The sequence below is a fragment of the Streptomyces sp. NPDC127106 genome (assembly GCF_042677605.1).
Lineage (GTDB): Bacteria > Actinomycetota > Actinomycetes > Streptomycetales > Streptomycetaceae > Streptomyces.
Genome location: NZ_JBHXTC010000002.1, coordinates 110,406 through 137,099 on the forward strand (window position 1 = coordinate 110,406; position 26,694 = coordinate 137,099).

General features: G+C 74.0%; 23 protein-coding genes. 8 read left to right on the forward strand and 15 right to left on the reverse strand.

Going from position 1 to position 26,694, the window contains the following annotated elements:
- Positions 1-178: 178 nt before the first annotated feature.
- The gene (locus ACFVGY_RS03170) at positions 179-1,888 is read right to left on the reverse strand and encodes a SulP family inorganic anion transporter (protein WP_385670107.1); all 1,710 of its coding nucleotides are present in this window, start codon (positions 1,886-1,888) and stop codon (positions 179-181) included.
- Positions 1,889-2,118: 230 nt separating this feature from the next.
- On the opposite strand from ACFVGY_RS03170, the gene ACFVGY_RS03175 reads away from it, so the two are divergent.
- Both ACFVGY_RS03175 and ACFVGY_RS03180 read left to right on the forward strand, forming a co-directional pair.
- Positions 2,119-2,826, forward strand: a complete 708-nt coding sequence (locus tag ACFVGY_RS03175; protein ID WP_385670110.1) for a response regulator — start codon at positions 2,119-2,121, stop codon at positions 2,824-2,826.
- Between the two features lie 161 nt (positions 2,827-2,987).
- The gene (locus ACFVGY_RS03180) at positions 2,988-3,653 is read left to right on the forward strand and encodes a CBS domain-containing protein (protein ID WP_385670113.1); all 666 of its coding nucleotides are present in this window, start codon (positions 2,988-2,990) and stop codon (positions 3,651-3,653) included.
- Between the two features lie 107 nt (positions 3,654-3,760).
- On the opposite strand, the gene ACFVGY_RS03185 is transcribed toward ACFVGY_RS03180, so the two are convergent.
- The 5 genes from ACFVGY_RS03185 to ACFVGY_RS03205 all read right to left on the reverse strand — a co-directional run bounded on the left by ACFVGY_RS03185 (position 3,761) and on the right by ACFVGY_RS03205 (position 9,307).
- Complete coding sequence (locus ACFVGY_RS03185) at positions 3,761-4,210, reverse strand: universal stress protein (RefSeq protein ID WP_385670115.1); 450 nt, start codon at positions 4,208-4,210, stop codon at positions 3,761-3,763.
- An 84-nt stretch (positions 4,211-4,294) separates the two neighbouring features.
- Positions 4,295-6,778 carry a glycoside hydrolase family 65 protein gene (locus ACFVGY_RS03190; RefSeq protein WP_385670118.1) on the reverse strand — a complete coding sequence of 828 codons (2,484 nt, stop codon included), beginning with the start codon at positions 6,776-6,778 and terminating at the stop codon, positions 4,295-4,297.
- Positions 6,775-7,542, reverse strand: coding sequence for an HAD family hydrolase (locus ACFVGY_RS03195; RefSeq protein WP_385670121.1), 768 nt, complete (start codon positions 7,540-7,542; stop codon positions 6,775-6,777). The genes ACFVGY_RS03190 and ACFVGY_RS03195 overlap by 4 nt, the downstream gene beginning before the upstream one ends.
- The gene (locus ACFVGY_RS03200) at positions 7,542-8,234 is read right to left on the reverse strand and encodes a helix-turn-helix domain-containing protein (RefSeq protein WP_385670124.1); all 693 of its coding nucleotides are present in this window, start codon (positions 8,232-8,234) and stop codon (positions 7,542-7,544) included. Before ACFVGY_RS03200 ends, ACFVGY_RS03195 begins: the two co-directional genes overlap by 1 nt.
- Positions 8,231-9,307, reverse strand: coding sequence for a zinc-dependent alcohol dehydrogenase family protein (locus ACFVGY_RS03205; RefSeq protein ID WP_385670127.1), 1,077 nt, complete (start codon positions 9,305-9,307; stop codon positions 8,231-8,233). The genes ACFVGY_RS03200 and ACFVGY_RS03205 overlap by 4 nt, the downstream gene beginning before the upstream one ends.
- 200 nt (positions 9,308-9,507) lie before the next feature.
- Here ACFVGY_RS03205 and ACFVGY_RS03210 point away from each other — a divergent pair, with 200 nt between their 5' ends.
- Positions 9,508-9,654, forward strand: coding sequence for a hypothetical protein (locus ACFVGY_RS03210; protein WP_385670130.1), 147 nt, complete (start codon positions 9,508-9,510; stop codon positions 9,652-9,654).
- The gene (locus ACFVGY_RS03215) at positions 9,651-10,304 is read left to right on the forward strand and encodes a CBS domain-containing protein (RefSeq protein WP_385670133.1); all 654 of its coding nucleotides are present in this window, start codon (positions 9,651-9,653) and stop codon (positions 10,302-10,304) included. Before ACFVGY_RS03210 ends, ACFVGY_RS03215 begins: the two co-directional genes overlap by 4 nt.
- Positions 10,305-10,324: 20 nt before the next feature.
- Here the strand turns inward: ACFVGY_RS03215 and ACFVGY_RS03220 are convergent, their stop codons facing one another.
- Complete coding sequence (locus ACFVGY_RS03220) at positions 10,325-11,515, reverse strand: acyl-CoA dehydrogenase family protein (protein ID WP_385670136.1); 1,191 nt, start codon at positions 11,513-11,515, stop codon at positions 10,325-10,327.
- Positions 11,516-11,668: 153 nt separating this feature from the next.
- Here ACFVGY_RS03220 and ACFVGY_RS03225 point away from each other — a divergent pair, with 153 nt between their 5' ends.
- Positions 11,669-12,448, forward strand: a complete 780-nt coding sequence (locus tag ACFVGY_RS03225; RefSeq protein WP_385670139.1) for a hypothetical protein — start codon at positions 11,669-11,671, stop codon at positions 12,446-12,448.
- A 37-nt stretch (positions 12,449-12,485) separates the two neighbouring features.
- Here ACFVGY_RS03225 and ACFVGY_RS03230 read toward each other — a convergent pair whose 3' ends face one another.
- Both ACFVGY_RS03230 and ACFVGY_RS03235 read right to left on the reverse strand, forming a co-directional pair.
- Entirely contained in the window at positions 12,486-13,325 is an 840-nt protein-coding gene (locus ACFVGY_RS03230; RefSeq protein ID WP_385670142.1) for a class II fructose-bisphosphate aldolase, read from the reverse strand.
- Positions 13,322-14,233 carry an SIS domain-containing protein gene (locus tag ACFVGY_RS03235; protein WP_385670145.1) on the reverse strand — a complete coding sequence of 304 codons (912 nt, stop codon included), beginning with the start codon at positions 14,231-14,233 and terminating at the stop codon, positions 13,322-13,324. The genes ACFVGY_RS03230 and ACFVGY_RS03235 overlap by 4 nt, the downstream gene beginning before the upstream one ends.
- A 209-nt stretch (positions 14,234-14,442) precedes the next feature.
- On the opposite strand from ACFVGY_RS03235, the gene ACFVGY_RS03240 reads away from it, so the two are divergent.
- Positions 14,443-15,222, forward strand: coding sequence for a DeoR/GlpR family DNA-binding transcription regulator (locus ACFVGY_RS03240; protein ID WP_385670857.1), 780 nt, complete (start codon positions 14,443-14,445; stop codon positions 15,220-15,222).
- Positions 15,223-15,751: 529 nt separating this feature from the next.
- Here ACFVGY_RS03240 and ACFVGY_RS03245 read toward each other — a convergent pair.
- From ACFVGY_RS03245 to tdh, 3 genes are all read right to left on the reverse strand, one after another.
- The gene (locus ACFVGY_RS03245) at positions 15,752-16,666 is read right to left on the reverse strand and encodes a LysR family transcriptional regulator (RefSeq protein ID WP_385670148.1); all 915 of its coding nucleotides are present in this window, start codon (positions 16,664-16,666) and stop codon (positions 15,752-15,754) included.
- Positions 16,667-16,678: 12 nt separating this feature from the next.
- The gene (locus tag ACFVGY_RS03250; RefSeq protein WP_385670151.1) at positions 16,679-17,887 is read right to left on the reverse strand and encodes a glycine C-acetyltransferase; all 1,209 of its coding nucleotides are present in this window, start codon (positions 17,885-17,887) and stop codon (positions 16,679-16,681) included.
- A gap of 338 nt (positions 17,888-18,225) precedes the next feature.
- The gene (tdh, locus tag ACFVGY_RS03255; RefSeq protein ID WP_385670860.1) at positions 18,226-19,254 is read right to left on the reverse strand and encodes an L-threonine 3-dehydrogenase; all 1,029 of its coding nucleotides are present in this window, start codon (positions 19,252-19,254) and stop codon (positions 18,226-18,228) included.
- Between the two features lie 226 nt (positions 19,255-19,480).
- On the opposite strand from tdh, the gene ACFVGY_RS03260 reads away from it, so the two are divergent.
- Positions 19,481-20,392: an alpha/beta hydrolase fold domain-containing protein gene (locus ACFVGY_RS03260; protein ID WP_385670153.1), complete on the forward strand. Its 912-nt coding sequence runs from the start codon at positions 19,481-19,483 to the stop codon at positions 20,390-20,392.
- A 27-nt stretch (positions 20,393-20,419) separates the two neighbouring features.
- Here the strand turns inward: ACFVGY_RS03260 and ACFVGY_RS03265 are convergent, their stop codons facing one another.
- Positions 20,420-21,145 carry a class I SAM-dependent methyltransferase gene (locus ACFVGY_RS03265; protein WP_385670156.1) on the reverse strand — a complete coding sequence of 242 codons (726 nt, stop codon included), beginning with the start codon at positions 21,143-21,145 and terminating at the stop codon, positions 20,420-20,422.
- A gap of 436 nt (positions 21,146-21,581) precedes the next feature.
- On the opposite strand from ACFVGY_RS03265, the gene ACFVGY_RS03270 reads away from it, so the two are divergent.
- Entirely contained in the window at positions 21,582-23,762 is a 2,181-nt protein-coding gene (locus tag ACFVGY_RS03270) for a SpoIIE family protein phosphatase (RefSeq protein WP_385670159.1), read from the forward strand.
- A 203-nt stretch (positions 23,763-23,965) separates the two neighbouring features.
- Here ACFVGY_RS03270 and ACFVGY_RS03275 read toward each other — a convergent pair whose 3' ends face one another.
- Complete coding sequence (locus ACFVGY_RS03275; RefSeq protein WP_385670162.1) at positions 23,966-25,777, reverse strand: glycoside hydrolase family 15 protein; 1,812 nt, start codon at positions 25,775-25,777, stop codon at positions 23,966-23,968.
- Between the two features lie 272 nt (positions 25,778-26,049).
- Positions 26,050-26,607, reverse strand: a complete 558-nt coding sequence (locus tag ACFVGY_RS03280; protein ID WP_385670164.1) for a DoxX family protein — start codon at positions 26,605-26,607, stop codon at positions 26,050-26,052.
- Positions 26,608-26,694: the final 87 nt, after the last annotated feature.

The following is a 26,694-nucleotide window of genomic DNA, read 5'->3' on the forward strand; positions in this document are numbered from 1 at the left end:
TCTCGCGGGCGCGCTCTTCTGTGAACCGCCCCCGCTAGCCCCCCCCCCCCCCGCCGCCCGCCGCGGCGCGCCGCGGCCCCCCCGCCGCCGCCCCCCCGCCGGTGGCGGGCCTGCGCCGCGGCGGCCGGGCGGGCACGGTCGGCGCCGGGCCGCTGACACAGCGCGAGGACGCGGCCCGTCATCCCGGCGGCGAGGACTCCGTGCCCGGGTCGTCCCGCCGGGTGCGGTAGGCGGCGACGGCGGTGGGGAGGGTGGCGAAGATGCGGTCCTCTCCGACGGACGCGGTGAGGCCGTAGGCGTCGAGGGGCGCGCGGAGGTCCTGCTTGACCCGGGCGAGGGCGAAGACGATGCCCCGGTCGGTGAGTTCGGCGCGCAGGGCCTCGACGGCGTCGAGGGCGGTGATGTCGACCTCGACGTTGGCCTCGGTGTTCAGGACGAACCAGCGGACCGGTTCGTCCTGCGCGTCGACTGCGGCCAGGGCCCGGCGGCGGAAGTCGTCCGCGTTGGCGAAGAAGAGCGGGGAGTCGTAGCGGTAGACGAGCAGGCCGGGGATGGTGCGGGCGGTCGGGTAGTCGTCGACGTCGTGCATGCCGGCCAGGCCGGGGACGATGCCCTGGACGGCATCGTGCGGGCGGGCGACCCGGGTGAGCAGTTCGGCGACGGACAGGGCCACGGCGACGAGGACGCCGTACAGGATGCCGAGGGCGAGGACGCCGAGCGTGCAGCCGAGGGCCAGGAGGAGTTCGCGGCGGCGGAAGGCCGCGAGCCGGCGGAACTCGCCGAACTCGACCAGGCGCAGCGCGGCGTAGACGACGATGGCGCCGAGGGCGGCGGACGGGGTGTGGGCGAGCAGGGGGCCGAGGAAGAGCAGGACGGCGACGACGCAGACGGCGCCCACGAGCGAGTACACCTGGGTGCGGGCGCCCGCGGAGTCCGCGAGGGCGGTACGGCTGGCGCTGCTGCTGACAGGGAATCCCTGGACGACGCCGGCGCCGAGGTTGGCCACGCCCAGGCCGAGCAGTTCGCGGTCCGCGTCCAGGGGCTGCGGGTCGCCGCGGCGGGCGAAGGCGCGCGCGGTCAGGACGACGTCCGAGTAGCCGACGAGGAGCACTCCGAGGGCCGGCAGGACCAGGCCGGCGTAGTCGGACGGACGGGGCAGGGCGAAGCCCGGCAGCCCGGTGGGGACGGCGCCGATGACGTCGATGCCGTACCGGGCGTCGAGGCCGAACCCGGCCACCACGGCCGTGGAGAGGACGAGGACGACGAGGGGTCCGGGCACGGTGCGCCCCAGCAGGGGCAGGGTGAACAGCAGAGCCAGGCATCCGGCGGCCAGCACGGCCGTGGGCCGGTGCACGTCGCCGAGGTCGCGGAGGAACGAGAACAGCTGGGGGAAGAACCCCGACCCGCTGCCGCTGACCCCGGTGAGCTTGGGCAGCTGGTCCACGATCATGATGCAGGCGACGCCGGCCATGTAGCCGACGAGCACGGGGTGGGAGAGCAGGTCCGCGAGGAAGCCGAGCCGGACGACCCACGCGACCGTGCAGAGCAGGCCGACCACGACCGCCAGGGCTGCCGCGAGCACCGCGTACCGCGCGGGGTCACCGCCCGCGAGCGGGGCGACGGCCACGGCGGTCATGAGGGCCGTGGTCGACTCCGGTCCGACGGACAGCAGCCGGGACGACCCGACCAGGGTGTAGAGCGCCATGGCCGGAAGGACGGCCCACAGCCCGGTGACCGGCGGCAGGCCGGCCACCCCGGCGTAGGCCATGACCTGGGGCACGAGATAGGCGGCGACCGTGACCCCCGCCAGGAGGTCACCGCGCAGCCATGTCCTGCGGTAGCCGCGGAACACGGGCGGAAGCACAGCGATCGGCCGGCGCTCCGGCATGGCACCTCCGGGACTCCCTGCGGGCGTGTGCCGCACCATCGTGCCGTGCGGGCGGGCGCAGACGCGTGAAGCGCGCGAGCGCGGCCCGACCCGGTGCCCGCCACCGGCTGCTCACGGGGGGCGGGCCGCCGGGACCCCAGGGCCCGTGGCCGCGCTTCCTGAGACAATTCGGGTGAAAGCGCACGGCGCAGACCGAACCAGGGGCGACGCAGACCGAACCAGGGGCGATCATGTCCGACGATCCGGCCACCTCCGCCGGGGCACCGATCAAGGTGTTCCTCCTCGACGACCACGAAGTCGTCCGGCGCGGACTGCGCGACCTCCTCGACGCCGAGCCGGACATCACCGTCGTGGGTGAGGCGGGCACGGCCGAGCAGGCGCTGACCCGCGGGCCGGCGCTGCGCCCGGACGTCGCCGTGCTCGACGTACGGCTGCCCGACGGCGACGGCATCGGCGTCTGCCGGGAGCTGCGGTCGCGCATGCCGGGGCTGGCCTGCCTGATGCTGACGTCGTTCGACGACGAGGACGCCCTGCTGGACGCGATCATGGCGGGTGCCGCCGGCTACGTGCTGAAGCAGATCAAGGGCTCCGACCTGGTGGCCGCCGTGCGGACGGTCGCCACCGGCCAGTCCATGCTGGACCCGGCCACCACCGCCCGTCTGATGCACTCCCTGCGCGACCCGGAGCCGCCCGGGGAGCCGGCGGACCCGCGCCTGGCGGCGCTGTCGGAGCGGGAGCGGGCCGTCCTGGAACTCATCGGCGACGGCCTCACCAACCGGCAGATCGCCAAGCGGCTGTACCTCTCCGAGAAGACGGTCAAGAACCACATCTCCCGGCTCCTGGGCAAACTCGGAGTCGAGCGCCGGGTCCAGGCGGCCGTGATCGCCGCACAGGTCCACGACCACGACCACGACCACGGCCACGGCCACGGCGGCTGACCGCGCGAGGGCCGCCCGGGCCCCCGGACGGGACCGTTCGGCCCTCGTCCCCCTCTCCGCTGCGGCGGATGGTGAGGGGCACACGCACCGGAAATCAGCCACGGGCACGAAACGTCACGGCACGGCGGCGCGGCACGGGCAGGGTGGAGCAGGAGGGCCTCATGAACCGGATCAAGGTGGCGGACCTGATGACCGACGAGGTCGTCTCCGTGACGCCCGGCACCACCTTCAAGGACGTCGCGAAGCTGCTCGCCCAGTACGACATCAGCGGGGTTCCCGTCCTGGACGACGAGGACCGCGTGGTGGGCGTCGTCTCGCAGACCGACGTGCTGGAGCACGCCGCACCGGGCCCGGACGCACCCCGGCAGGATCGGGGTACGGCCCGGCCGCCCACGGCCGGCGGGATCATGACGGCACCCGCGGTCACCGTCCACGCCGAGGCGACGGCCGCCGACGCCGCCCGCCTGATGTCGCGCCGCGGCATCGAACGGCTGCCCGTCGTGGACGTGGAGGACCGGCTCGTCGGCATCGTCACCCGCCGGGACCTGCTCCGCATGTTCCTGCGTCCGGACGCCGAGGTGCGCCGGCGCGTCCAGGACGTCCTCGGGTACGTTCTGGGTGGGTCGGCCGACGCCGTCGACGTTCACGTGGTGGACGGCATCGTGACCCTGGACGGCTGCGTGCCGCTCCGCAGCCAGCTGCACGTGCTCCTCGGCCTCGTCGAACGGCTCGACGGAGTCGTGGCCGTGACCGGGCACGTCAGGGCCCGCACCGACGACGGGGCGAGCGCGCACGCCGGCCGCTCCCGTCACGCGATGCCGTGGTGAGCGCAGCCGAGCACGCGGAGGAACGGCTCGCCGCGCGAGCCGGAGTGCGGCTCTGGTCGTGGTGGGACGCCACCGCCGTCGCTCCCCCCTCGGTGCGCGACGGGGGCTCAGTCGACGGGCACGTCCGGACGGACGATGGTCACCGGGCACGGGGCGTGGAGCGCCACCTGCTGGCTCACCGAACCGAGCAGGGCCCGGCGGAAGCCGCCGCGGCCACGGCTGCCCACGACCAGCACGTCGGCTCCCTCGGCCTCGGCCACCAGGACCTCGGCCGGATGGCCGTGGACCAGGCGCTCGTGGATCAGGGAGGCGCCGTCCTCGCCGAGAACGGTGCGGACCTCCTCGACCAGCTGCCGTTCGGCCTCTTCCTCGTCGAACGTGGCGTCCACCGCCGGAGCCGACCACGACGCGCTGCCGGGTACCTCCCATGCCGTGACCGCCACGACGTGCCCGCCGACGAGGCCGGCGTACCGCACCGCCCAGCGCAGCGCGGCCTGGGAGGAGGGCGATCCGTCGAGGCCCACCACGATCCGCGGCGTCCCGTTCTGCGCGTCCATGCCCTTCACTCCTTCCGGCGCTCTCCCTCCAGCGTGTACGAGGCGCGTACGCCCCGCCACGCGAGGGGGCCGTACGGCGGGGTCTCAGCGTGCCGGCAGGCGGAACCACCGCTCCCCGCCCGCCGCGACCCGCTCCCGCCGGCCGCCGGGCAGGACGAGGGGCACCGGGCCGAGGGGCGACGGCGGGACGCGGATGCCCAGCCGGCCCGGCCGGAAGCGGATGCGGATGTCCCGGTGCCCGAGGTACGAGAAGGAGAACGCGGAGCCGGGGATCTCGGTGAGCGGCACCGGGTCGATGTGCAGCCCGTCGGTACCGGGGTCGAGCCCGGTGATGCCGCGTTCGACGAGGTCGAGGGTGCCGGCCATGGCGCCGAGGTGGATGCCCTCGCCGGTGGTGCCGCCCTGGATGTCGGTGACGTCGCCGATCAGGGCTTCCCGGGAGAACCGCCACGCCTCGGGGCCCTGCTGCCGGGCGAGGACCCAGCCGTGGACGAGGCTGCTGAGCGTCGAGCCGTGACAGGTCCGCCGCAGGTAGTACGCCACCGTCCTCGCCCACAGCTCGTCGTCGAGGGCGTAGCCCAGTCGGCTGAACAGCCGGGCGAGTTCCGCGGGCCGGAAGAGGTAGCCGAGCATCAGGGTGTCGGCCTGCTTGGACGCCTGGTAGCGGTTGGGGGTGTCGCCTTCGGCCTCCAGGATCCGGTCCAGGCGGCGGATGTCGCGGTAGCGGGCGCGGTACGTGTCCCAGTCGAACTCGGCGAGGTCGCCGTAGCCGTGGAACTGGCTGATCACCTCGTGGTGGAAGGGCACGTACATGCGGTGCGAGAGTTCCTCCCAGCTTCCGAGGTCGTCCGCGTCGAGGCCGAGGTGTGCGAGGAGCTCGGTGCGCCGGGCGGCGGGGATCTCGCCGTACAGGTCGAGGGCGCGGGCGAGCACCCAGGCCGCGGTGACGTTGGTGTACGCGTTGTCGTCGATGCCGGGAGCGGCGGCGTCCGGGTAGGCGTCGTGGTATTCGTCGGGGCCGACGACGCCGCGGATCCGGTAGCGGCCAAGGCCGGCGTCCCAGGTGGCGGCGCCGGCCCAGAAGTGGGCGACGTGCAGGAGGAGTTCGGCCCCGGGTCCGTGCATGAAGCCGGTGTCGCCCGTGGCGAGGCCGTACTGCCACGCGTTCCAGGCGACGGCCGAGCCGACGTGGTGCTGGAGGTGGGAGTGGTCGGGCAGCCAGCGGCCGGAGCGGGGGTTGAGGTGGAACCGCTGTGTCTCCTCGGTGCCGGAACTGCCGCTCTGCCAGGGGAACATCGCCCCCTGGGCGCCGGCGCGGCGCGCCGACTCCCGGGCGGCGGGCAGCCGTCGGTACCGGTACATCAGGAGGGCGCGGGCGGTCTCCGGGAAGTGCAGGGCGAGGTAGGGCAGGACGAACAACTCGTCCCAGAAGACGTGCCCCCGGTACGCCTCCCCGTGCAACCCCCGGGCGGGGACGCCGACATCGAGGTCGGCGGTGTGCGGCGAGAGGGTCTGCAGCACGTGGAAGGCGTGCAGGCGCAGGATCCTCCCGGTCTCGCCTTCCGTCCTCAACTCCCCCTCGCTCCAGATCCGCTGCCAGGACGCCCGGTGGGACGCCAGCAGGGACGGGAAGTCCGGGGCGTGCCCGGCGTGCTCGATGCCGCGTCGTACGGGATCGGCGAGGGGACGGTCGAGCGAGGTGAACAGGGCGGCGGTCTTGACGACGACGACCGGCCGCCCCCGCCGGATCGGCACGACGGACGTCTGTGTCGTGGCGGTGGCGGTGGCGGTGACGGCGGACGCCCTGTCCGCGGCCGCCAGGGGCCGCACGGAGGTCCGTACGGCGAGCCCGATCCGGACGTCCGAGGCGGAGGTGCTGCAGGACAACCAGGCGGTGCCTTCCGCTTCCACTCCCGCCCGGTGCGCGACGAGGTGCCGCCCGGCCAGGGCGCGGTAGCGGTCCACTCCCGCGTTGGTGACGTCCCCGTCGAGCACGGCGGCGACCTCGATCCGGCCGCTCCAGCCGTACGCGCGGAAGACGGTGCGCTGCGCGGCCAGGTGCGGGTCTCCCATGTGGACGAGGCGGGTGTGGGTGACGCCGAGGCGGTGGCCTCGGGCATCGTGGAAGAGCATGTGACGGGTGAGCGTGCCGGTGCGCAGGTCGAGCGAGACGCGGTGGTGGCGCAGGGTCGGGTGGTCCGGGCCGAGCCAGTCCCCGGGCGGCGCGTCGCCCGATGCGTCGCCCGCCGGCGCGTCGCCCGATGCGTCGCCCGCCGGCACGTCACCGGGCCGTACGTCGTCGTCGGGCAGGCAGCGGTAGCGCAGGGCGGTCCAGTCCGGCAGCCGGACCATGTCCTCGTTGGAGACCGTCCGTCCGGCGACGGTGGAGGTGAGGCGGTCGTAGCAGCCGGCCAGGTAGGTGGCCGGGTAGTGGACGCCGTCGGCGGTGCTCTCGGGGGCTGATCCGCGGGTGGCGAAGCGGCCGTTGCCGAGGGTGCACAAGGACTCGGCCAGCCGCTCGGTCTCGGGGGCGTAGGCCCGGTACTCCCAGCGCCAGGAGGTGGTCACGGCCGGTCGCCTTCGAGGGCGGCAAGGGCGGCGGGCAGCCCGCCGAGGTCGGGCAGGACGAGGTGGGCGCCGTGCGCCCGCAGGGCGTCCCCGGTGTGCGGGTCACCGTCGCGGTCGATTCCCACGACGAAGCGGAAGCCGCCCCGCCGTCCCGCGTCGACGCCGACGAGCGCGTCCTCCACCACGGCGGTGTGTTCGGGGCCGGAGCCGAGCCGGTCGGCCGCCTCGAGGAAGAGGGCGGGCGCGGGCTTGCCGGGGAGGGCCAGCGCTTCCGCGTCCGTCCCGTCCACCAGGACGGCGAAGAGGCCGGTGATGTCTGCGGTTGCCAGGAGGGAGCGGGCGTGCCGCGAGGCCGAGGCGGCCGCGCATCCGACCTGCATCTCCCGGAGGCGCAGGAGCGCGGGCCGGACGTCTTCAAAGACCTCCACGCCTTCGGCCCGCACCATCGCGGAGAAGATCTGCTCCTTGCGGGCGGCGACCGCGTGCGCACTGCCGCACCCCGGCGGGTCCTGCGGGCTTCCGCCGGGGAGGTCGATGCGGCGCGCCGTGAGGAAGGCCCGTACGCCGTCGAGCCGGGACCGGCCGTCCACCAGCTCCCGGTAGTCGCGGACGGCGTCGAACGCGCGCGGCGGTCCACCGGTGTCCCGGTGCTGCCATGCGGCGAGGCACCCGTCGAAGGTCTCCTTCCAGGCGGCCGCGTGACGGGCCGCCGTGGCCAGCAGCACCCCGTCGGTGTCGAAGACGACCGCGCGGACGGCGTCCATCAGCCGTGCACCACGCGGCGGCCGGTGAGCCGGACGGGGGTGAGCTTCATCCAGTGGGTGCGGTCGCCGCCGGCCCACGGGTGGGACCGGGTCTCGGCGCTCAGGTGCCGGAGTTCGTCGGCGTCGGTGACGGCCGCGAGTTCGCCGACGGCCAGGACGCTCCAGCCTTCGGCGGTCACGTCGTCGATGCGGTCGATCTCGAAGGCGGCCTCGGTTCCCGCGGCTCTGGCGGCAACGGCGTGCGCGTGCGTACGGAAGGCGATTCCGGTCCCCGTGACCAGGTAGTTGACGGGGAGGACGGCCGGGCCGTCGGGGGTGAAGACGGCGATGCGGCCCACGCCGTGCGTGCCCAGCAGCCGCCGGCACGCGGCCTCGTCCAGCGGCACGAGCGCGGTGTCGCGCCGGGCGGTTGCCCGGCCGGGGGCCCGCTCGGCGCTGGCGCCGGTCAGGTCGTCGACCGTGACGCCGAGGGCGTCAGCGACGCGGACGAGGGTGCCGATGGACGGCGAGGCCGCCCGCTCCTCCAGGTAGGCGATGTAGTTGCCGTCCGCTCCGCACTGCCGGCCCAGTTCCTCGCGGCTCAGGCCGAGGGCCTCGCGGCGGGCCGCCAGGCGGCGCCCCAGGTCGGTGCGTCCGCCCGTCCCGCCGGACGGTCGGGGCGTGGTGTGCGGGCTGCTCTTCACGGTGATCACTGCTCCTGGTGCGGTACGGCGAGCGTGTCGTGCTGCGGTCCGCCGAGCACGACCTTGAGGGCGCCGGTGTCGGCGGCGCGGGAGAAGACGTCGTACGCCTCTTCCATGCGGTCCAGCTCGAACCGGTGGGTGACCATCGCCGCCACGGGCAGCCGGCCCGCGGCCGTCATCCGCAGCAGCATGGGGGTCGAATAGGTGTCGACGAGACCGGTGGTGAGGGTGACGTCCTTGATCCACAGGTCTTCGAGGTGGAGCGTGGCGGGCTTGCCGTGGACGCCGATGTTGGCGACCCGGCCGCCGGGACGGACCATGCGGGTGCACAGCTCGAACGCCTCCGGCACCCCGACGGCCTCGATGACGACGTCCGCCCCGAGCCCCTCGGTCAGGTCCTCCACCAGCCGCTCGGGCTCCTCCCGCGCGCTCACGGTGGCATCGGCACCGAGCTCGCGGGCGGCTGCCAGCCGGGAGACGGCGAGGTCGACGGCGATGGTCCGGAACGGGCTGTACAGCCCTGCGGTCGCGATGGCCGCCAGACCGATGGGGCCGGCGCCGACCACGACCACCGTGTCGCCGGGGCGTACGGTGCCGTTGAGGACGCCCACCTCGTACGAGGTCGGGAAGATGTCCGCGAGCAGGACCGCCTCGTGGCCCGCCAGGGTGCTGGGCAGCGGGTGGACGGAGAGGTCGGCGAAGGGAACGCGCACGTACTCGGCCTGGGTGCCGTCGATGGTGTGGCCCAGGACCCAGCCGCCGCCCCCGCGGCACTGACCGTAGCGGGCTTCGCGGCAGAAGCCGCAGCGGCCGCAGGCGGAGATGCACGAGATCAGGACGCGGTCGCCGGGGCGGACGGTGCGGACGTCGCCGCCGGTCTCGACGACGGTGCCGACGGCCTCGTGGCCCAGGATCCGGCCGGGGGTCACGTCGGGCACGTCGCCCTTGATGATGTGCAGGTCGGTGCCGCAGATGGTGACGTCGTCGACCCGTACGATCGCGTCGGCTGCGTCCTTGATCGAAGGGTCCGGGACGTCCTGCCAGGAGGTCTGCCCGGGCCCGTGGAAGACGAGAGCCTTCATGACGGGGCCTTCTCTCTGTGTGCGGTGCCCTGTGTGCGGGACGGGGTGCCGTGCGAAGGGGGCACCGCCAGGCTGCGCCCGCGCCCCTCCGCCCCGCTTGGGCCGGTCGGCCCCGGGCGGGGACCGGTCGGGCCCTGCCGGAGGGCCCGGCCGGTGCGATGGTGAAGGCACGGGATCCGTTCCGAGAGGAGGCTGCCGCCATGTCCCGGTCAGCACCGGTCACCTGCGGGCTCTTCCAGGGTGTCGCGGACCTGCGCCGCCGCAACCGGGCCGAGCTGCCCTGCGACGGATCGAGCACGAGCCGGGCTGGACGGCCGTCGTACCCGCACGCCGAGGAGCCGCCATGACCTCCACCCCGTACACCGTCGCCGACGTCATGACGACCAAGGTCATCGCCGTCACCCCCGCCACCGGCTTCAAGGACATCGTCTCCGCGATGCAACGGTGGAAGGTGTCCGCCCTGCCCGTCATCGAAGGCGAGGGCCGCGTCGTCGGCGTGGTCTCCGAGGCCGACCTCCTTCACGAGGGGGAGTTCCACGAGCAGCACCCCCGTCTGATCGACCGGATGCGCCGCCTCGGCGACACCGCCGGGTCCGGCTCCACCCGCGCCGAGGACCTCATGACCACGCCGGCCATCACGATCCGCCCGGACGCCACCCTCCCCCGGGCCGCCCGCCTCATGGCCGACCGGCACGTCAAGCGGCTCCCGGTCGTCGACGCCGACGGCACCCTCAGGGGCATCGTCAGCCGCGCCGACCTCCTCAGGGTCTTCCTCCGCTCCGACGAGGACCTGGCCACCGAGATCCGCCGGACCGTCGTCGAGCACCTGTTCCCGCTCTCCCACGACTCGGTCGAGGTGTCGGTGTCCCGGGGCATCGCCACCCTCACGGGCCGGGTGGCGGACGGGGAGCTGATCCCCCTGGCCGAACGCCTCACCCACTCCGTCGAGGGCGTCATCGACGTCCACTGCCGGCTCGAGGCACCGTCCGCCCCATGACCCGTGCGCCGGGCACGCGGTCAGCGGCGGACGCGGGGCATGCCCAGGCCGATCCAGGAGATGATCTCGCGCTGGATCTCGTTGTTGCCGCCTCCGAAGGTGAAGATGACCGCGCTGCGGTAGCCGCGCTCCAGTTCGCCGTGCAGGACGGCGCCCGCCGAGCCGTCCTTGAGGGGGCCGGCTGCGGCCACCACCTCCATCAGCCAGGCGTACGCGTCCCTGCGCGCCTCGGAGCCGTACACCTTGACGGCGGAGGCGTCCTGCGGGGTGAGGGTGCCGTCCTGGACCGCGCTCACCATCTGCCAGTTCAGCAGCTTCATCGCGTCGAGCCGGGCGTGGGTGCGGGCGAGGCGGCCGCGGACCCAGGAGAGGTCGATGACACGGCGCCCGTCCACGAGCTTGGTCTCGGCCGCCCAGCGCTGGACGTCGTGCAGCGCCCGGATCGCCATGGTGCCGTGGGCGGCGAGGGTGACCCGCTCGTGGTTGAGCTGGTTGGTGATCAGCCGCCAGCCCTTGTTCTCCTGTCCGACGCGGCGGCCGGCCGGGACCCGGACGTCCTCGTAGTAGCTGGCCGTGGTGTCGTGCGAGGCCAGGGTGTTGATGAGGGTGTACGAGTAGCCGGGGTCGTCCGTCGGTACGAGGAGCATGGTGATGCCCTTGTGCGCGGGGGCGTCCGGGTCGGTGCGGACCGCGAGCCACACCCAGTCGGCGGTGTCCCCGTTGGTGGTCCAGATCTTCTGGCCGTTGACGACGTAGGTGCCGGTCTCCTCGTCGCCCTCGCGGACGGCCCGGCACTTGAGGGCGGCGAGGTCGGTGCCGGCGTCGGGCTCGCTGTAGCCGATGGCGAAGTCGACCTCGCCGGAGAGGATCCTGGGCAGGAAGTACGCCTTCTGCTCGTCGGTGCCGAACTGCATGAGGGTGGGCCCGACCGTGTTGAGGGCCATCAGCGGCAGCGGGACGACGGCCTGCGCGGCCTCGTCGAAGAAGATGAACTGGTCCATGGCCGACATGCCGCGCCCGCCGTACTCCTCGGGCCAGCCCACCCCGAGCCAGCCGTCCGCCCCGAGCCGGCGGATGGTCTGCCGGTAGAAGCGCTTCTGCGCGGCGGGGTCCGCGTAGCGGGCGTGGACGTCCTGCGGGACCAGCTCGGCGAAGTAGGCGCGCAGCTCGCTGCGCAACTGCTGCTGCTCAGGCGTGTATTCGAGGTGCACGGCCCCTCCGGGTGGTCTGCTGTCGGGTGTGCGGCAGAGTAGAACCTGTTTCAAGAATCCGGAAGGGTCGGTGATGTGAGGTCTGGTCATGGACGCACGGGAGGTGACGCCGAACGCCTGACAGGCCGGACCGCCCTGGCCGACAATGGCGGGATGGACAGGGACGAGGCATGGCGGCGCGAGTTCGCCGGGCGGGACCGGCTGCCGGCACGAGGACCGTCTCAGGACCGGCCCGCCGCCCGGGCGGAGCAGCCCGAAGGACTGACGCAGATCCACGAGCCCGGTCCGCTGCCCGTCGACCCGGAGCTGCCCGCCCGGGACGTCTGCTGGGAGCGGCTGCCGGACGACGTACGGGCCAGGACCCTGGAGAAGGCCGGCACGGTCCTGCTCTGGTGGGCCCACCTCACCGAGGACGGCGCCCCGTTCGCCGTGGTGCTCGGCGACCGCGGGCTCTGCCGGGTCCGGCCGAGGCCGGCCGAGCGGCTCGGCGGCGGGTCGTCCGCCCCGGCCTGGGAGTACCGGGGCGAACGCGTACGGCTGGAACCCGGGACGCTGCGGAGCCGGTCCTTCGGCAGTGGTCCGGCAGCGGCGGGGAGCGGTCCCGCTGCGCCCGGCCGGCCCGGCGCGCCGGTGGAACGGCTCGTCCTGGACCCCGCCGAGGCCCAGGACGTCCTCGGCCACTTCCCGTTGGACGTACAGGACTTCCTCCAGCGCCCGTTCCTCGCCGGCAACCGGGCCGTCCGGGCCGACTGGTACTACCTCGAGACGACCGAGCCGGAGCACACGGGGCTGTTCCTCGTCATGTGCCTCACCGACGACCGCCACGTCACGGCCATCGAGGCCCGGCGGACCCTGGCCCGGGGCGCCACCCCGGACCGGGCCCGCTGGCACGACGTCACCTGCCACCAGGCCCGGCTGGTGGCACCGCGCTGAGCCGGGGAACCACTGGGGACCCGGCTTCGTCAGCGGATCAGCGGATCAACGCGCCGATCATTGCCGCCGCCGTCGCGGCCATCGCCGTACGGGCCGCCGTCAGATACGGGCGCGGGTCCGCCGGGGTGAGGTGGGAACGGATGGCGTCGGTCATGGCCACGTTCAACGCCGTACCGATGTTGACCTTGCGGATGCCGCCCGCCACGGCGGCCGCGAGCTCCGAGTCCGGCAGCCCCGAGGACCCGTGCAGCACCAGTGGCACGCCCACGGTCTTGGCCAGCCGGTCCAGCAGCGCGTGGTCCAGGGCGGCGGTACGGCTGGTCATCGCATGGGTGCTGCCGACCGCCACCGCGAGGGCGTCCACCCCGGAGTCGGCCACGAACCGGCGCGCCTCGTCCGGATCGGTACGGGCCCCGGGTGCGTGCGGATCGAGCGGCGCCTCTCCGTTCTTCCCGCCCACCTCCCCCAACTCGGCTTCCACCCACAGGCCGTTGGTGTGCGCCCAGTCGGCGGCCGAGCGGGTCGCCTCCAGGTTCTCCGCGTACGGCAGCTGCGCGGCGTCGTACATCACCGAGCTGAAGCCGGCGTCCACGGCCTGCCGGAGCAGGTCGGGGCTCTTGACGTGGTCGAGGTGCAGGCCGACCCGGACCGCGGCGGCCTCCGCGCACGCGGCGGCGGCCCGCGAGATCGGCAGCAGCGCGCCACCACGGAACTTCACCGCGTTCTCGCTCAGTTGGAGGATGACGGGCACACCCGCCTGCTCCGCGCCGGCGACGACGGCCTCGGCGTGCTCCAGCGTGATGATGTTGAACGCGGCCACGGCCCGCCCGGTGGCGGCCGCCTCCAGGACGAGCTCACCGGCGGCGGCCAGGCTCATCGGACCGCCCCCTCGCCCGCGGTGAGGACCACCGAGCGGGTGAGGTTCCGCGGCCGGTCCGGATCCAGCTGCCGGTGGGCGGCGGCGGCGAGGGCCAGCCGGTGGACCCGCACGAGCTCGGCGAGCGGGTCGAGCCGCCCGGCCGCCACCCACTCGCCGCCGGCCGCGCGTACTTGCTCGGCGAGCCCGTCGGGGGCCTCGCCCAGGCACCACGTGACGGTGCCCGGGCCGGTGATGCTGATGGGGCCGTGCCGGTACTCCATCGCCGGGTAGGACTCGGCCCAGGACAGTGACGCCTCGCGCATCTTGAGCGCGGCCTCGTGCGCCAGCCCCACGCTCCAGCCGCGGCCGAGGAAGGTGAACTGGCGGTGCTGTGCGAGGTGTTCGGGCAGCGGCTCGGCGAGGGCGGTGCGCGCGTCGGCCACCGCTGCGGGGGTGTGCCGGCCGACATGGGCGCGGAGGAGGGTCAGGGCGGTCGTTGCGAAGCGGGTCTGCACGACGGACTGCTCGTCCGCGAAGTCCAGGACCACCAGCGCGTCGGCGAGCCCCATCACCGGAGTCGCCGGGTCCCCGACCACCGCGGTCGTGGGCACGCCCGTCTCCCGCAGCCCGGCGAGCAGGTCCAGCACCTCGGTGGTCGTACCGGAACGGGTCAGGGCGACGACCCGGTCGTAGCGGCGGTGCAGCGGGAACTCGGAGGCGGGGAACGCGTCCGTCTCCCCCTCACCGGACTCCTCGCGCAGCACGGCGGCCGCCTGCGCCATGTAGTACGAGGTCCCGCACCCGACGATCGCGGCCCGTTCCCCCGGCTGCGGAAGCACCGTCCGCCGGGCCGGGGCCAGCTCGGCCGCCCGCTCCCAGCAATCGGGCTGTGTGCCCAACTCGTATGCGACGTGGCTCTGGCTCATTTGACGGCTCCCGCTTCCTGGCCCGGCTTGTGCGCTCACTTGCTTCATTGCGGTTTGCTGCACGGTATCGGGCACTTTCGCGCAACTTCAAGCATCTTGGGGGTGATCGGGTCGGCTAGTGTCGGAGGAACGAGGGTGTGGGGGCGGCCGCTTCGGACGGACGGCTGACCGGTTCGGAGCGAGCGGAGGGGGCGTACGCCATGGGGTCCATGACCCGCAAGGAACGCTGGCAGACACTGCTGGACCTGTTGGTGGAGCGGGGCGAGCTGGAGGTCGAGCCCGCGGCGGAATCCCTCGGAGTCTCCGCCGCGACGATCCGCCGCGACCTCGACCGGCTGGCCGAACAGCAGCTACTGGTCCGCACCCGCGGAGGGGCCGCGGTGCACGGGGTCTCGTACGAACTCCCGCTGCGCTACCGCACCTCCCGCCGGGCCGCCGAGAAACACCGCATCAGCGGGGCGGTGGCCGCCCTGGTCACACCGGGCGAGGTGATCGGCCTGACCGGCGGCACCACGACCACGGAGGTGGCCCGGGCCTTGGCGGGCCGTCAGGACCTGGCGTCGGGGGCGCCGGCGCTGACGGTGGTGACCAATGCGCTCAACATCGCGGGAGAGCTCGTCATCAGACCGCAGTTCAAAATCGTCCTGACCGGCGGGGTCGCCCGCGCCCAGTCGTACGAGCTGACCGGCCCCCTGGCCCAGCAGGTGCTGGGCCAGCTCACCGTGGACACCGCGATCGTGGGCGTCGACGCCTTCGACCCGGCCGACGGGGCAGCGACCCGGCACGAGGACGAGGCCGCGATGAACCGCCTCCTGTGCGAGCGCGCCCGCCGCGTGGTCGTCGCGGCCGACTCCAGCAAACTCGGAGTCCGCGCCTTCGCCCGCATCTGCCCGCCGGAATCGGTCCACACCCTGGTCACGGACACGGGCCTCCCGGACGCCGTGGCGAACGCCTTCGAGACAGCGGGGGTGAACGTGCTGCGGGTGTGAGGGAAACCCGCCCACCAGCCCCAAACGGGGGCCGGACGGGCGGGTGTGAGGGCACGAAACCCGCCCACCAGCCCCAGACGGGGGCGGGACGCCGAGAAAAGAGGAGCGCGTAGCGATCTGGGGCGGTCGGCGTGTCCCGATGGGCTTCTGATCGACATGTGCTGCAGGTCGGGGCCGCGTCGCTGCCGAGCGGGCTCGAGGTGGGCCTTGGGGGCGGCTTTCGTGCCCGCACGCCCGGCACGGGTGGGCCTGGTGGTCCTGAGGGCATGGGACCTTGCGGGGCGGAGCCAGGGGCGGCTGCTCCGACGAGGGCCGTCCCTTGAACTGTCCCCCTGGCCATCCTTCGGGGGCTTCCCGGCAGCTCTTTGGCATTCCGGGGCGGGTCGGCCGGTCAAGGGTGGCCGCAGGCCATCGCGCAGCGACGCGACGACGAAGGCGCCCTTGATGGGCCGGCCCGCCCCGGAAGGACGATGGGCTGCCGGGAAGCCCCCGGACACCCCCCGACCCCGAAACCGGGGATCCCCCCGCCCTAATGCGTCGGCAACCGGTTCGCCTCCCGCGACAGGGCCGCCAGGACCGGAGCGATCAGGGGATGGGTTTCCGCGCCCCGCCGGGTTGCGGCGAAGACGCGGCGGGTTGCCGCCGGGCCGGCGACCGGGCGGACCTGGACCTCCTTGAGGTCCATGCCCCGCAGCGCCGAGCGCGGTACGAGGGCGACCCCCACCCCTGCGCCCACCAGCGCCGTGACGGCCCGGAAGTCGTCGGACGAGTGCCGGAACCGCGGCTGGAACCCGGCCAGCTCGCACGCCAGCAGGGTCACGTCGTGGCACGGGTTCCCGGGATACTGCCCCACCCAGTCCGAGCCCGAGAGGTCGGCCAGGGCCACCTCGGGCAGGTCGGCCAGGGGATGCCCCGACGGGAGCACCGCGTCGAAGGGTTCGGCGTACAGCGGCAGGACGGACAGGCGGCCGTCGTCGGCGCCCGGGGCGCCCCGGTACTCGACGGCCAGCGCGAGGTCGGCTTCGCCGTCGAGCAGCATGGGCAGGCTCTCGTCGCCCTCCGCGTCCCGGACCCGCAGCCGGATGCCGGGGTGGGAGCGGGCGAGGCCGGCGATCGCGGGGGCGAGCACCTCGGCGATGCCCGTGGCGAATGCGGCCACGGTGACCTCGCCGGCCGTCCCTTCCGCGTAGGCGGCGAGCTCGGCTTCGGCCCGTTCGAGCTGGGCCAGGACCTCGTGGGCGTGGCCGAGCAGGATCTCACCGGCGGCCGTCAGCCGGACTCCCCGCCCGCTGCGGGTCAGGAGCGCGTGCCCGGTCTCCTGTTCCAGCGCCGCGAGCTGCTGCGAGACGGCGGACGGGGTGAGGTACAGGGCTGCGGCCGCGGCGGTCACCGTACGGTGGTCCGCCACGGCTCGCAGGATGCGCAGCCGGCGGGGGTCGATCACCCCTCCATGATGTCAGCCCTGGTCAGCGGCGAGCGCCGCGCGAGCGTCGACGAAGGCGGCGACGGCGCGCTCGACGTCGGCCGTGGAGTGCGCGGCCGAGAGCTGCACGCGGATCCGGGCCTGGCCCATCGGCACGACCGGGTAGGAGAAGCCGATCACGTAGACGCCGCGCTCGAGGAGCAGCTCGGCCATGCGGCCCGCCTCCGCGGCGTCGCCGATCATCACGGGGGCGATGGCGTGGTCGCCGGGGAGGATCTCGAAGCCGGCCTCGGTCATCTTCGTGCGGAAGAGGGCCGTGTTGGCGGCGAGGCGCTCGCGCAGGTCGCCCGCGGACTCCAGCAGGTCGAGGACCTTGAGGGAGGCGGCCGCGATGACCGGGGCGAGGGAGTTGGAGAAGAGGTACGGGCGGGAGCGCTGACGCAGCAGCTCGACGATCTCGGCGCGGGCGGCGACGTAGCCGCCGGAGGCACCGCCGAGGGCCTTGCCGAGCGTGCCCGTGATGATATCGACGCGGTCCATGACGCCGTGCAGTTCGGGGGTGCCGCGGCCGCCGGGGCCGACGAAGCCCACCGCGTGCGAGTCGTCGACCATGACCATGGCGTCGTAGCGGTCGGCGAGGTCGCAGATCTCGGTCAGGGGGGCGACGTAGCCGTCCATGGAGAAGACGCCGTCGGTGACGATCAGCTTGCGGCGGGCGCCGCCCTCGGTGGCCTCCTTCAGGCGCGCTTCCAGCTCGGCCATGTCGCGGTTGGCGTAGCGGAAGCGGCGGGCCTTGGAGAGGCGGATGCCGTCGATGATCGAGGCGTGGTTGAGGGCGTCGGAGATGACCGCGTCCTCGGCGCCCAGGATGGTCTCGAAGACGCCGCCGTTGGCGTCGAAGCAGGAGGAGTAGAGGATCGTGTCCTCCTGGCCGAGGAAGGAGGACAGGCGCGCCTCCAGCTCCTTGTGCACCTCCTGCGTGCCGCAGATGAAACGGACGGATGCCATGCCGTAGCCCCAGCGGTCGAGGGCGTCCTTGGCAGCGGCGATGACCTCGGGGTGGTCCGCGAGGCCGAGGTAGTTGTTGGCGCAGAAGTTGAGGACCTCGCCGGGGGTGCCGCCGGCGGTCACGGCGACGGCCGCGCTCTGCGGGGTGCCGATGACGCGCTCGGGCTTGTGCAGGCCGGCGGAGCGGATCTCGTCGAGGGTGGCGCGAAGGTCGTCGCGGGTGGTCTCGAACATGCTGTGGTGCTCTCTTTCTCCTCGCGCGGCGGAGGGAGACGAAGAAAGGGGGCCGGGCCCCGCGGAGGGGGAGGGTGGGCGGGGCCCGGCCGGAGGAAATGGTCTACGAAGAAGGGACTACGGGGTAACGGGACCGAAACCAGGACCGGGACCGAAACCAGGACCGGACCCGAAACCAAGACCGGACCCGAAACCAGGACCGGACCCGAAACCAGGACCGGACCCGAAACCAGGACCGGGTTCCCGGACCGGGACCCGAGGCCGCCACGGACCACGGATTCACCCGAGTCCACTCGCCCGTCCGACCGAATGCCCGGTCACCCGTCCGGCCCGGCCGGTTACGCCGTCCAGTCCAGGATGATCTTGCCGCTGCGGGCCGTGGCCGCCTCGTCGAACGCGGCCTCGAAGTCGCGGTGCGAGTAGCGGCCGGTGATGACCGGGCTGAGGTCGAGCCCGCCTTCCAGCAGCACCGTCATCGCGTACCAGGTCTCGAACATCTCGCGGCCGTAGATGCCCTTGATCGTGATCATCGAGGTGACGATCTTCGCCCAGTCGACCGGGAACTCCTGCGCGGGCAGGCCGAGCATGGCGATCTTGCCGCCGTGCGTCATGTTGTCGATCATGTCACGCATCGCCTCGGGGCGGCCGGACATCTCCAGGCCGACGTCGAAGCCCTCGCGCAGCCCCAGCTGGGCCTGCGCGTCGGCGATCGTCGCGTTCGAGACGTTCAGCGCGATGGTGGCGCCCGCCTTGCGGGCGATCTCCAGGCGCTCCGGGCTGACGTCGGTGATGACGACGTTGCGCGCGCCGGCGTGCCGGGCGACGGCCGCCGCCATGATGCCGATCGGGCCCGCGCCCGTGATCAGGACGTCCTCGCCGACCAGGGGGAAGGACAGGGCGGTGTGGACGGCGTTGCCGAACGGGTCGAAGATCGCCGCGACGTCCAGGTCCACGGTGGTGCGGTGCACCCACACGTTCTGCGCGGGCAGGACCACGTACTCGGCGAAGGCGCCGTCACGCCCGACGCCGAGGCCGACGGTGCTGCGGCACAGGTGGCGGCGGCCGGCGAGGCAGTTGCGGCACTTGCCGCAGACGAGGTGGCCCTCGCCGCTGACGAGCGCGCCGACCTCGATGTCGTCGACGTCGGCGCCGACCGCGGCGACCTCGCCCACGAACTCGTGGCCGAGGACGAGCGGGGTCTTGACGGCGCCCTGCGCCCAGCCGTCCCAGGAGCGGATGTGCAGGTCGGTGCCGCAGATGCCGGTGCGCAGCACCTTGATCAGCACGTCGCCGGGGCCGTGGTCCGGCTCCGGTACGTCCATCAGCCACAGCCCCGGTTCGGCTTTGTGCTTGACGAGTGCCTTCATGGTGTGGCTCCAGGCATGTGCAGAGGACACCGCAACCACAGTGACCGGTGCGGCGAGTTGATGGGACCAATCTGCCGACCGGGCGGTGATCGGTCCATCGAGGATTTCTTAAGCGGGTCGACAGCACAGCTTCACGAGCCGGGCTTCCAGCCTATGCTCCTTCCGTACAGGGCTGTGGCCTGGGCATGGGCCGTCAGTCGGGGAAGGGAATGGGGAGGTGCCGAGCGTGCCGAGTCTGCGCAGCAGGGCGCTGTCGGTCGCGCTGATCGCGGCGGGGCGGCGAAGACGGTTCGCGAGCGCGGAGGCGGTGCACGCACGGGTGGCCGAGTCGGCCCGCCGGCCGGCGTCGCACCTGCCGCCGCGGTCGCTGGGCCGGGTCGCGGAGGTGTCGCGCACCTTCGTGGGGGCGTGGCCGGTGTACGACGTGTCGCCGCGCGGGGCGGAGCCGGCCGCCCGGGTGCTGTACGTGCACGGTGGCGGCTACATCCACGAGCTGGTCCGGCCGCACTGGGCGATGATCCGGACGCTGGTGATGCAGGCGCAGGCCCGGGTGGTCGTGCCGGCGTACATACTCGCGCCGCGGGGCACCGCGGACCGGACGGTTCCGGTGGCTGCGGACCTGCTCAGCGGCCTGATCGAGGGCGGGGGCGACGGCGGCACGGTACTCATCGGGGATTCTGCCGGGGCCGGGCTGGCGCTGGCCGCCGCGCAGCGGCTGCGCGACCGTACGGGGGCCCAGCCGTCCCGGATCGTACTGATCTCGCCCTGGCTGGACCTGACCATGAGCCACCCGGACCAGGCGGCCCTGGAGGCCGACGATCCGGTGCTGGCCCGGCCGGGGCTGCGGGAGGCGGGCCGGCTGTACGCGGGCACCCTGGCTGCGGACGACCCGCGGGTGAGCCCGCTGCACGGCTCGTTCGCGGGGCTCGCCCCGATGACGGTGTTCACGGGCACCCGGGACGTCCTGAGCCCGGACAGCCGCGAGCTGTTGCGCAGGGCGCGCGAGGCGGGCGCGGAGGTGGAGTTCCACGAGGAGCCGGGGCTCCCGCACGCGTACCCGCTGCTTCCGGTGCCGGAGGGGCGGGCCGCCCGGGACCGGATCGTGGAGCTGATCAGGGCTGCGTCCACGGAGGAGTGACCGTCGGCGCTCACGGGGCGTCACGGGTCAGGCCGTGCAGGTCATCAGGGAGCTGATGGGCCAGGCGCGGTATCCGGTCCAGTAGGCCTCGTCACGTGCCGCGTCCGCGGGCGGGGTGCGGTTGGGCTGCCAGGCGACGGTGCTGAAGCCTGCCTCGACGGCCGCTTCGGCGAAGTCGGAGTGGGCCCATTCGCGGTACTCGAAGTCGATGGCGGGCTCGGTGAGGAGCTGCGCCTTCAGCAGGGGTGCGTCGCCCTCCGGTACGCGCCCGGTGATCCGGACGCCGTACGGCGACCAGTCGACGTGCGGGTACGCGCCGGCGTTGAGGACGATGGCCAGCAGGCGGCCGCCTTCGCGCAGGTTGGCGCGGATGGAGCGGAACATGGCGTGCAGGGAGTGCCGGTCGGGGGCGTGGTTGAACAGGTGCACGGCCGTCGCCAGGTCGAAGGGGCCCATCTGCGGCAGTTCTGCGGCGTCGGCGACGACGTACTCGATGGCGGCGGTGTCGTGGGTGCGGGCCAGGCGGATCATTTCCGCGGAGATGTCGACGCCGACGGTGCGGCGGGCTCCGCCGCGGGCCAGCAGTCGGGTGTTGTGCCCGTAGCCGCAGGCCAGGTCCAGGGTGTCGAGTCCGTGGACCCCGCCGAGCGCGTCGAGCGCCCCGAGCAGGGTGTGGGTGTCGGCCGCCGAGAACGCCGCCGTGGTCTTGGACTCCACGAAGCGTTCGCCGATGGTGTCGTACTGGAACCGCATGGTCTGCCTTCCGGGGCGGGGTGGGACGCGTGCGTATCGTGCCCCGGGGCGCGGCGGGCGGCGCCGCGGACGCGGGCCTCTCCCCCGGACGGGTCGGCGTTCGGATCAGTGCGTACGGCGTCCGGGCTGCGCGGGCTCGCCGGACGGGGGCGAGGAGGCGCCGGACCGGGCGGGGAGGCGGGGCGCGCCGGGCGCGATCTCCAGCCCCAGCGCGACGGCGAGCGGCCAGGCCTGGGTGGTGACGAGGCCAACGAAGCCAACGAAACCAACGAAGCCAACGAAGCCGACGAGGCCGACGAGGCCGACGAAGCCGACGAGGCCGCTCTCAGGCAGGACGAACAGGGCTACCGGGGGCGGCCGGGCCCGGGGCGGGGCGGGCGCGGGGGCAGCGCGCTGACGTCCGTCCGGGCCGCCGCCGGCGCGGGCCGGCGCCGGGATGCAGCTCCGCGCGTGCCGGGGGCATGCTGACTGTGTGACGGCGAGACCCGACAGCGGCCCCGCCCGCGACGCCACGGCCCGGGTGCTGGTACGGGCGGCGGGCGAGGCGGTGCAGGCCGTCGGCGGGTTCGCGGGCGGGGTCTACCTGCGGTCGGGGACCACGGGGCTCCTGTTGCTGGCCGTGCTGACGGGGCTGCCGGGGCCGCTGTACCGGCCGTGGTGGCGGATGCACGTCAACCGCCCGTTCCCGGTCGCCGAGGCCTACCGCAGCGGCCGGTCGGTCCACCTGCCGGACGCGGAGTCGGCCATGCGGCGGTTCCCGCAGCTGATGGCCGGGCTGCCGTTCCCGTTCGGATCACTGTACGAGCCGGTGGGCGCCGGCCCGGAGCGGTTCGGGGTGCTGTTCGTGCTGCGGCCCGCGACGCCGGGGACCGGCGTGGGGTCCGCCGAGGGGAAGCGGCTGCAGGCCGTCGCGGACGGGCTGGCCGCGGAGCTCGCGGAGCTGGAGGCGGCCGGGGAGCCGGTCTCCTGGTGCGGCGACCCGGTGCTGGTTCCCGCGCCCGGGCGGGCGCACGGGGCCCGGGAGGCCCTGGACCGGCTCCCGCAGGCGGTGGTGTCCGTGGACCGCGGGGGCAGGATCCGCCACGCCAACGCGGCCGCCGGCCGGCTCGGCCTGGGCGGGCCGGAGCTGCGCGGGCGGGTGCTGTGGGAGGCGGTGCCGTGGCTCGGGCGTCCCGCGTACGAGGACCACTTCCGGGCGGTGTTCATGTCCGGGGACCCGGTGCGTTTCGCGGCCCTGCGCGGCCGGCAGGCGTCCGACGAGTGGGTGTCGGTGGACCTGTACCCCACCGACGACGGGGTGACCGTGGTGATCGGCACGGCCGAGCAGCCCGCGTCCGCGCCCGAGCCGGCCGTCCGGCCGGGCGCGGGGCTGGGTACCGCCGCCGACCGGGCCGCCCCGGCGCTGTACCGGCCGGTGGCGCTGGCGATCGCGCTGACGGAGGCGGTGACGGCCCGGCAGGTGTCGGCGGTGGTGACGCAGGAGCTGCTGCCCGCCTTCGGCGGCCGCCAGCTGGCGATCTACCTGCTCAGCGAGCGGCACCTCTACTTGGCGTGGGAGACGGGCTTCCCCCAGGGCTTCCTCGACCGGTTCGACGGGGTGGGGCTCGACGTCCCGCTGCCGGGCGTGGAGACCCTGACCACGGGCCGGCCGATGTTCTTCGAGTCGATGGAGCGCCTGGCGGCCGCGTACCCGGGGATCCCGCTGGACGCGCACGTCGGGGCGCGCGCGTTCCTACCGCTGATCGCCTCGGGCCGGCCGGTGGGCTCGTGCATCCTCGGCTTCGACGCGCCGCGCGGGTTCAGCCCGGAGGAGCGTACGGTGCTGACGGCGCTGGCCGGGCTGATCGCCCAGGCCCTGGAGCGGGCCCAGCGGTACGACTCGGAGACGGCGCTGGCGCGGGGGCTGCAGTCGGCGCTGCTCCCGCACCGGCTGCCGGTGCGGGAGAACGTGGTGACGGTGGGCCGCTACCTACCGGGCACGGTCGGCATGGACGTGGGCGGCGACTGGTACGACGTGATCGAGGCGGGCGCGGGCCTGCTGGCCCTGGTCATCGGGGACGTACAGGGGCACGGGGTGGCGGCCGCGGCCACGATGGGCCAGCTGCGCAGCGCGGTACGGGCGTTCGCGCTCAGCGGGAACGCCCCGCAGGAGGTGATGGCCGGCACCAACCGGCTGCTGATCGACCTGGACCCCGGGCAGTTCGCAAGCTGCTGCTACGTGGCCCTCGACCCGGACTCGGGCAGTGCGCTGGCGGTGCGGGCGGGGCATCCGCAGCCGCTGCTGCGCCATCCCGGAGGGCGGACGGAGGTGCTGGACCTGCCGGGCGGGGTGGTGCTGGGGGTGGATGCCGACGCGGTGTACCCGGTGGCGCAGCTGCAGCTGGAGGAGGGGGCGGTGTTCGCCCTGTACACGGACGGGCTGGTGGAGAAGCCGGGAACGGACTTCGACGCCGGGGTGGACCGGCTGCGGGTGGCACTGGCGGCGGCCCGGCCGTCCCCGCTGGCGGAGACGGCGGACCGGCTGGTGGCCGAGGCGGGGGGCAGCGTCGAACGGCCGGACGACATCGCCCTGCTGCTGGCCGCCCGTACGGCGGCGAACGGGGCGGCGTCGGGTTGACCGTGGCGTGCCGCGACAGCGCGGCGCTCGGCACGGCGTTTCGGCAGGACGCTCGGCACCGCGCTCGGCACGGCGTTTCGCCAGGACGCTCGGCACGGCGCTCGGCAAGACGCTCGGCAGGACCCTCGGCACCGCGCTCGGCAAGACGCTCGGCAGGGCGTTTCGGCACGGCTGGCGGCCGGAGCTGCCCCGCCCCGGTCGCCTCACCGGGGGCGTGCCGGGTGTCCGCCGTCGGGGCCCAGGGTGAGGGCGGTGTTCACCAGGCCGATGTGGCTGAAGGCCTGCGGGAAGTTGCCGAGCTGGCGCCCGGCGGCGGGGTCGTACTCCTCGGCGAGCAGTCCGACGTCGTTGCGGACGGCCAGCAGTCGTTCGAACAGCTCCCGGGCCTCTTTCTCTCGGCCGGTCATGTGCAGGGCGTCGGCGAGCCAGAACGAGCAGGCCAGGAAGGCCCCTTCGGCGCCCGGCAGCCCGTCCACGGAAGGGCCCTCGGTGCTGTAGCGGCGGACCATGCCGCTGCTGCCGAGTTCGGCGCGGACCGCGTCGACGGTGCCGATCACGCGCGGGTCGTCGGGCGGCAGGAAGCCGACCCTGGGGATGAGGAGGGTGGCCGCGTCCAGTTCGCGGGAGCCGTAGTACTGGGTGAACGTGTTGCGGTCGGGGTCGTAGCCCTTTTCGCACACGTCGGCGTGGACGGCGTCCCGCATGGCCCGGAAGCGTTCCACGTCGCCCTGCTGCGTGGGGTCGCCCTCCAGGGTGCGTACGGCCCGGTCGGCGGCGACCCACGCCATCACCTTGGAGTGGACGAAGTGTCGGCGGGGGCCGCGCACCTCCCACAGCCCCTCGTCCGGCCGGTGCCAGTTCTGCTCCAGGAAGTCGAGGAGCGCGAGCTGGATCTGCCAGCCGTGCCGCTCGGCGGGCAGGCCGGCCGAGCGGGCCAGGTACAGGCTGTCGAGGACCTCCCCGTACACGTCGAGCTGGAGCTGGTCGACGGCCGCGTTGCCGACCCGGACGGGGGCGGAGCCGGCGTAGCCGCGCAGCCAGGGCAGTTCGGCCTCGGGGATCCGCCGCTCGCCGCCGATCCCGTACATGATCTGCAGGTCGGCGGGGTCGCCGGCGATGGCGCGCAGCAGCCACTCCCGCCATGCACGGGCCTCGTCGAGGAAGCCGGTGGCGAGCAGGGAACCGAGGGTGAGGGTCGCGTCGCGCAGCCAGCAGAAGCGGTAGTCCCAGTTGCGGATGCCGCCGATCTGCTCCGGCAGGGAGGTGGTGGCGGCTGCGGCGATGCCCCCGGTGGGGGCGTAGGTGAGGGCTTTGAGGGTGACCAGGGAGCGGGTCACGGCCTCCCGGTGGGGACCTTCGTAGCGGCATTGGTCGGACCACTCCCGCCAGTCGGCGAGGGTCTGCTGCAGGGCCTCGTACGGGTCGACGCGCTCGGGGCGCGCGTGGTGCGAGGGGTGCCAGGTGAGGACGAAGGCGACGCGTTCGCCGGGGCCGACGGTGAACTCGGAGCGAGTGCTCTTGGCCTGGCCCCAGGTGGGTACGGGCGGCTCGCTGCGGAACCACGCGGAGTCGGGTCCGGCGACGGCGACGCGCTCGACGCCGCCGGAGCGGCGGACCCAGGGGACGACGTGCCCGTAGTCGAAACGCAGGCGCAGGGTGCTGCCCATGGTGACCTGGCCGGAGACTCCCTCGACGATCCGCATCAGGTCGGGGGCGGCGTCGCGCTGCGGCATGAAGTCGATGACCTTGACGGAGCCACCGTCGCGGGTGTCCCAGTGGCTCTCCAGGACGAGGGTGCCGTCGGCGTAGGCGCGCCGGGTGCACTGCTCGTCCTCGGCGGCGTCGGCCGGGGCGATGCGCCAGTGGCCGTTCTCCCGGTCGCCGAGGAGGGCGGCGAAGCAGGCGGCGGAGTCGAAGCGCGGCAGGCACAACCAGTCGACGGACCCGTCGCGGCCGACGAGCCCACAGGTCATCAGGTCGCCGATGATGGCGTAGTCCTCAATGCGTTGCATCATTTGTGCGCTTTTCCCCCGGATGTGCGGGGCCAATCAGCGCGGTGGCGGAGGGCCGCCCGCCTGCTGCTGCGGGCCGACCATCAAGCCGGGGCCGCCGGGCCCGCGGCCGCCGGCCGGGGCCGCCGGGCCGGTCCTGCGTGCCTCGTGAAGGACGACCCCGCGCCCCCGCACGTCGACACCCGGACGTGCAGGGCGTGTGGGGCCGCCCGCCACCGCGGCCTGCAACGGCGCGCGGCGGGCGGGAGTCGGCCCCGGGCACGGGGGCGAGGGCGTCACGTGCGGATGAGGAGCGTCACGACCGCGAGGACGACGCCGAGGACGAGGGCGAGGGCGCCGTGCGCCAGGCGGTGGCCGCGCAGCACGGGCAGCATGCGGTCGGCGGCGTACCGGCCGGGGCCGGTGAGGGTGAGGGCGGCGGCGCCGACCGTCAGGAGGAGCTCGTACTCGATGCCCTTGGGGGCGAAGAACGAGCCGGTGCCGTGCACGGCGATCGCGTTGATCATGGTGCCGACGACCGCGGCGCCGGCCAGCGGGGTGAGCAGGCCGACGACGAGGCCGAGCCCGCCGAGGGTTTCGGTCAGGCCGGCGACGACGGCCATGGCCTCGCCGGCCGGGTAGCCGCTGGCCGTGAAGAACTTGCCGGTGCCGCTGATACCACCGCCGCCGAACCAGCCGAAGAGCTTCTGGCTGCCGTGCGCGGCCATGGTGAGCCCGAGGACGATGCGCAGGAGCAGGAGGCCGGTGTCGTGGGCGGGGGTGGAGAGGGCCGGGGCGGCGCCGGCCGGCGCGGCGGCCGCCGGCTTCGTCGCGGTGACGGAGGGGCTGGTCATGGGGGGATCCTTCCGGTCGGGCTGCCCTCGGCGGAGAGGGAGTAGTTCAAATTCGAACGTGACCGACACTAAACCATTGATTCAAAT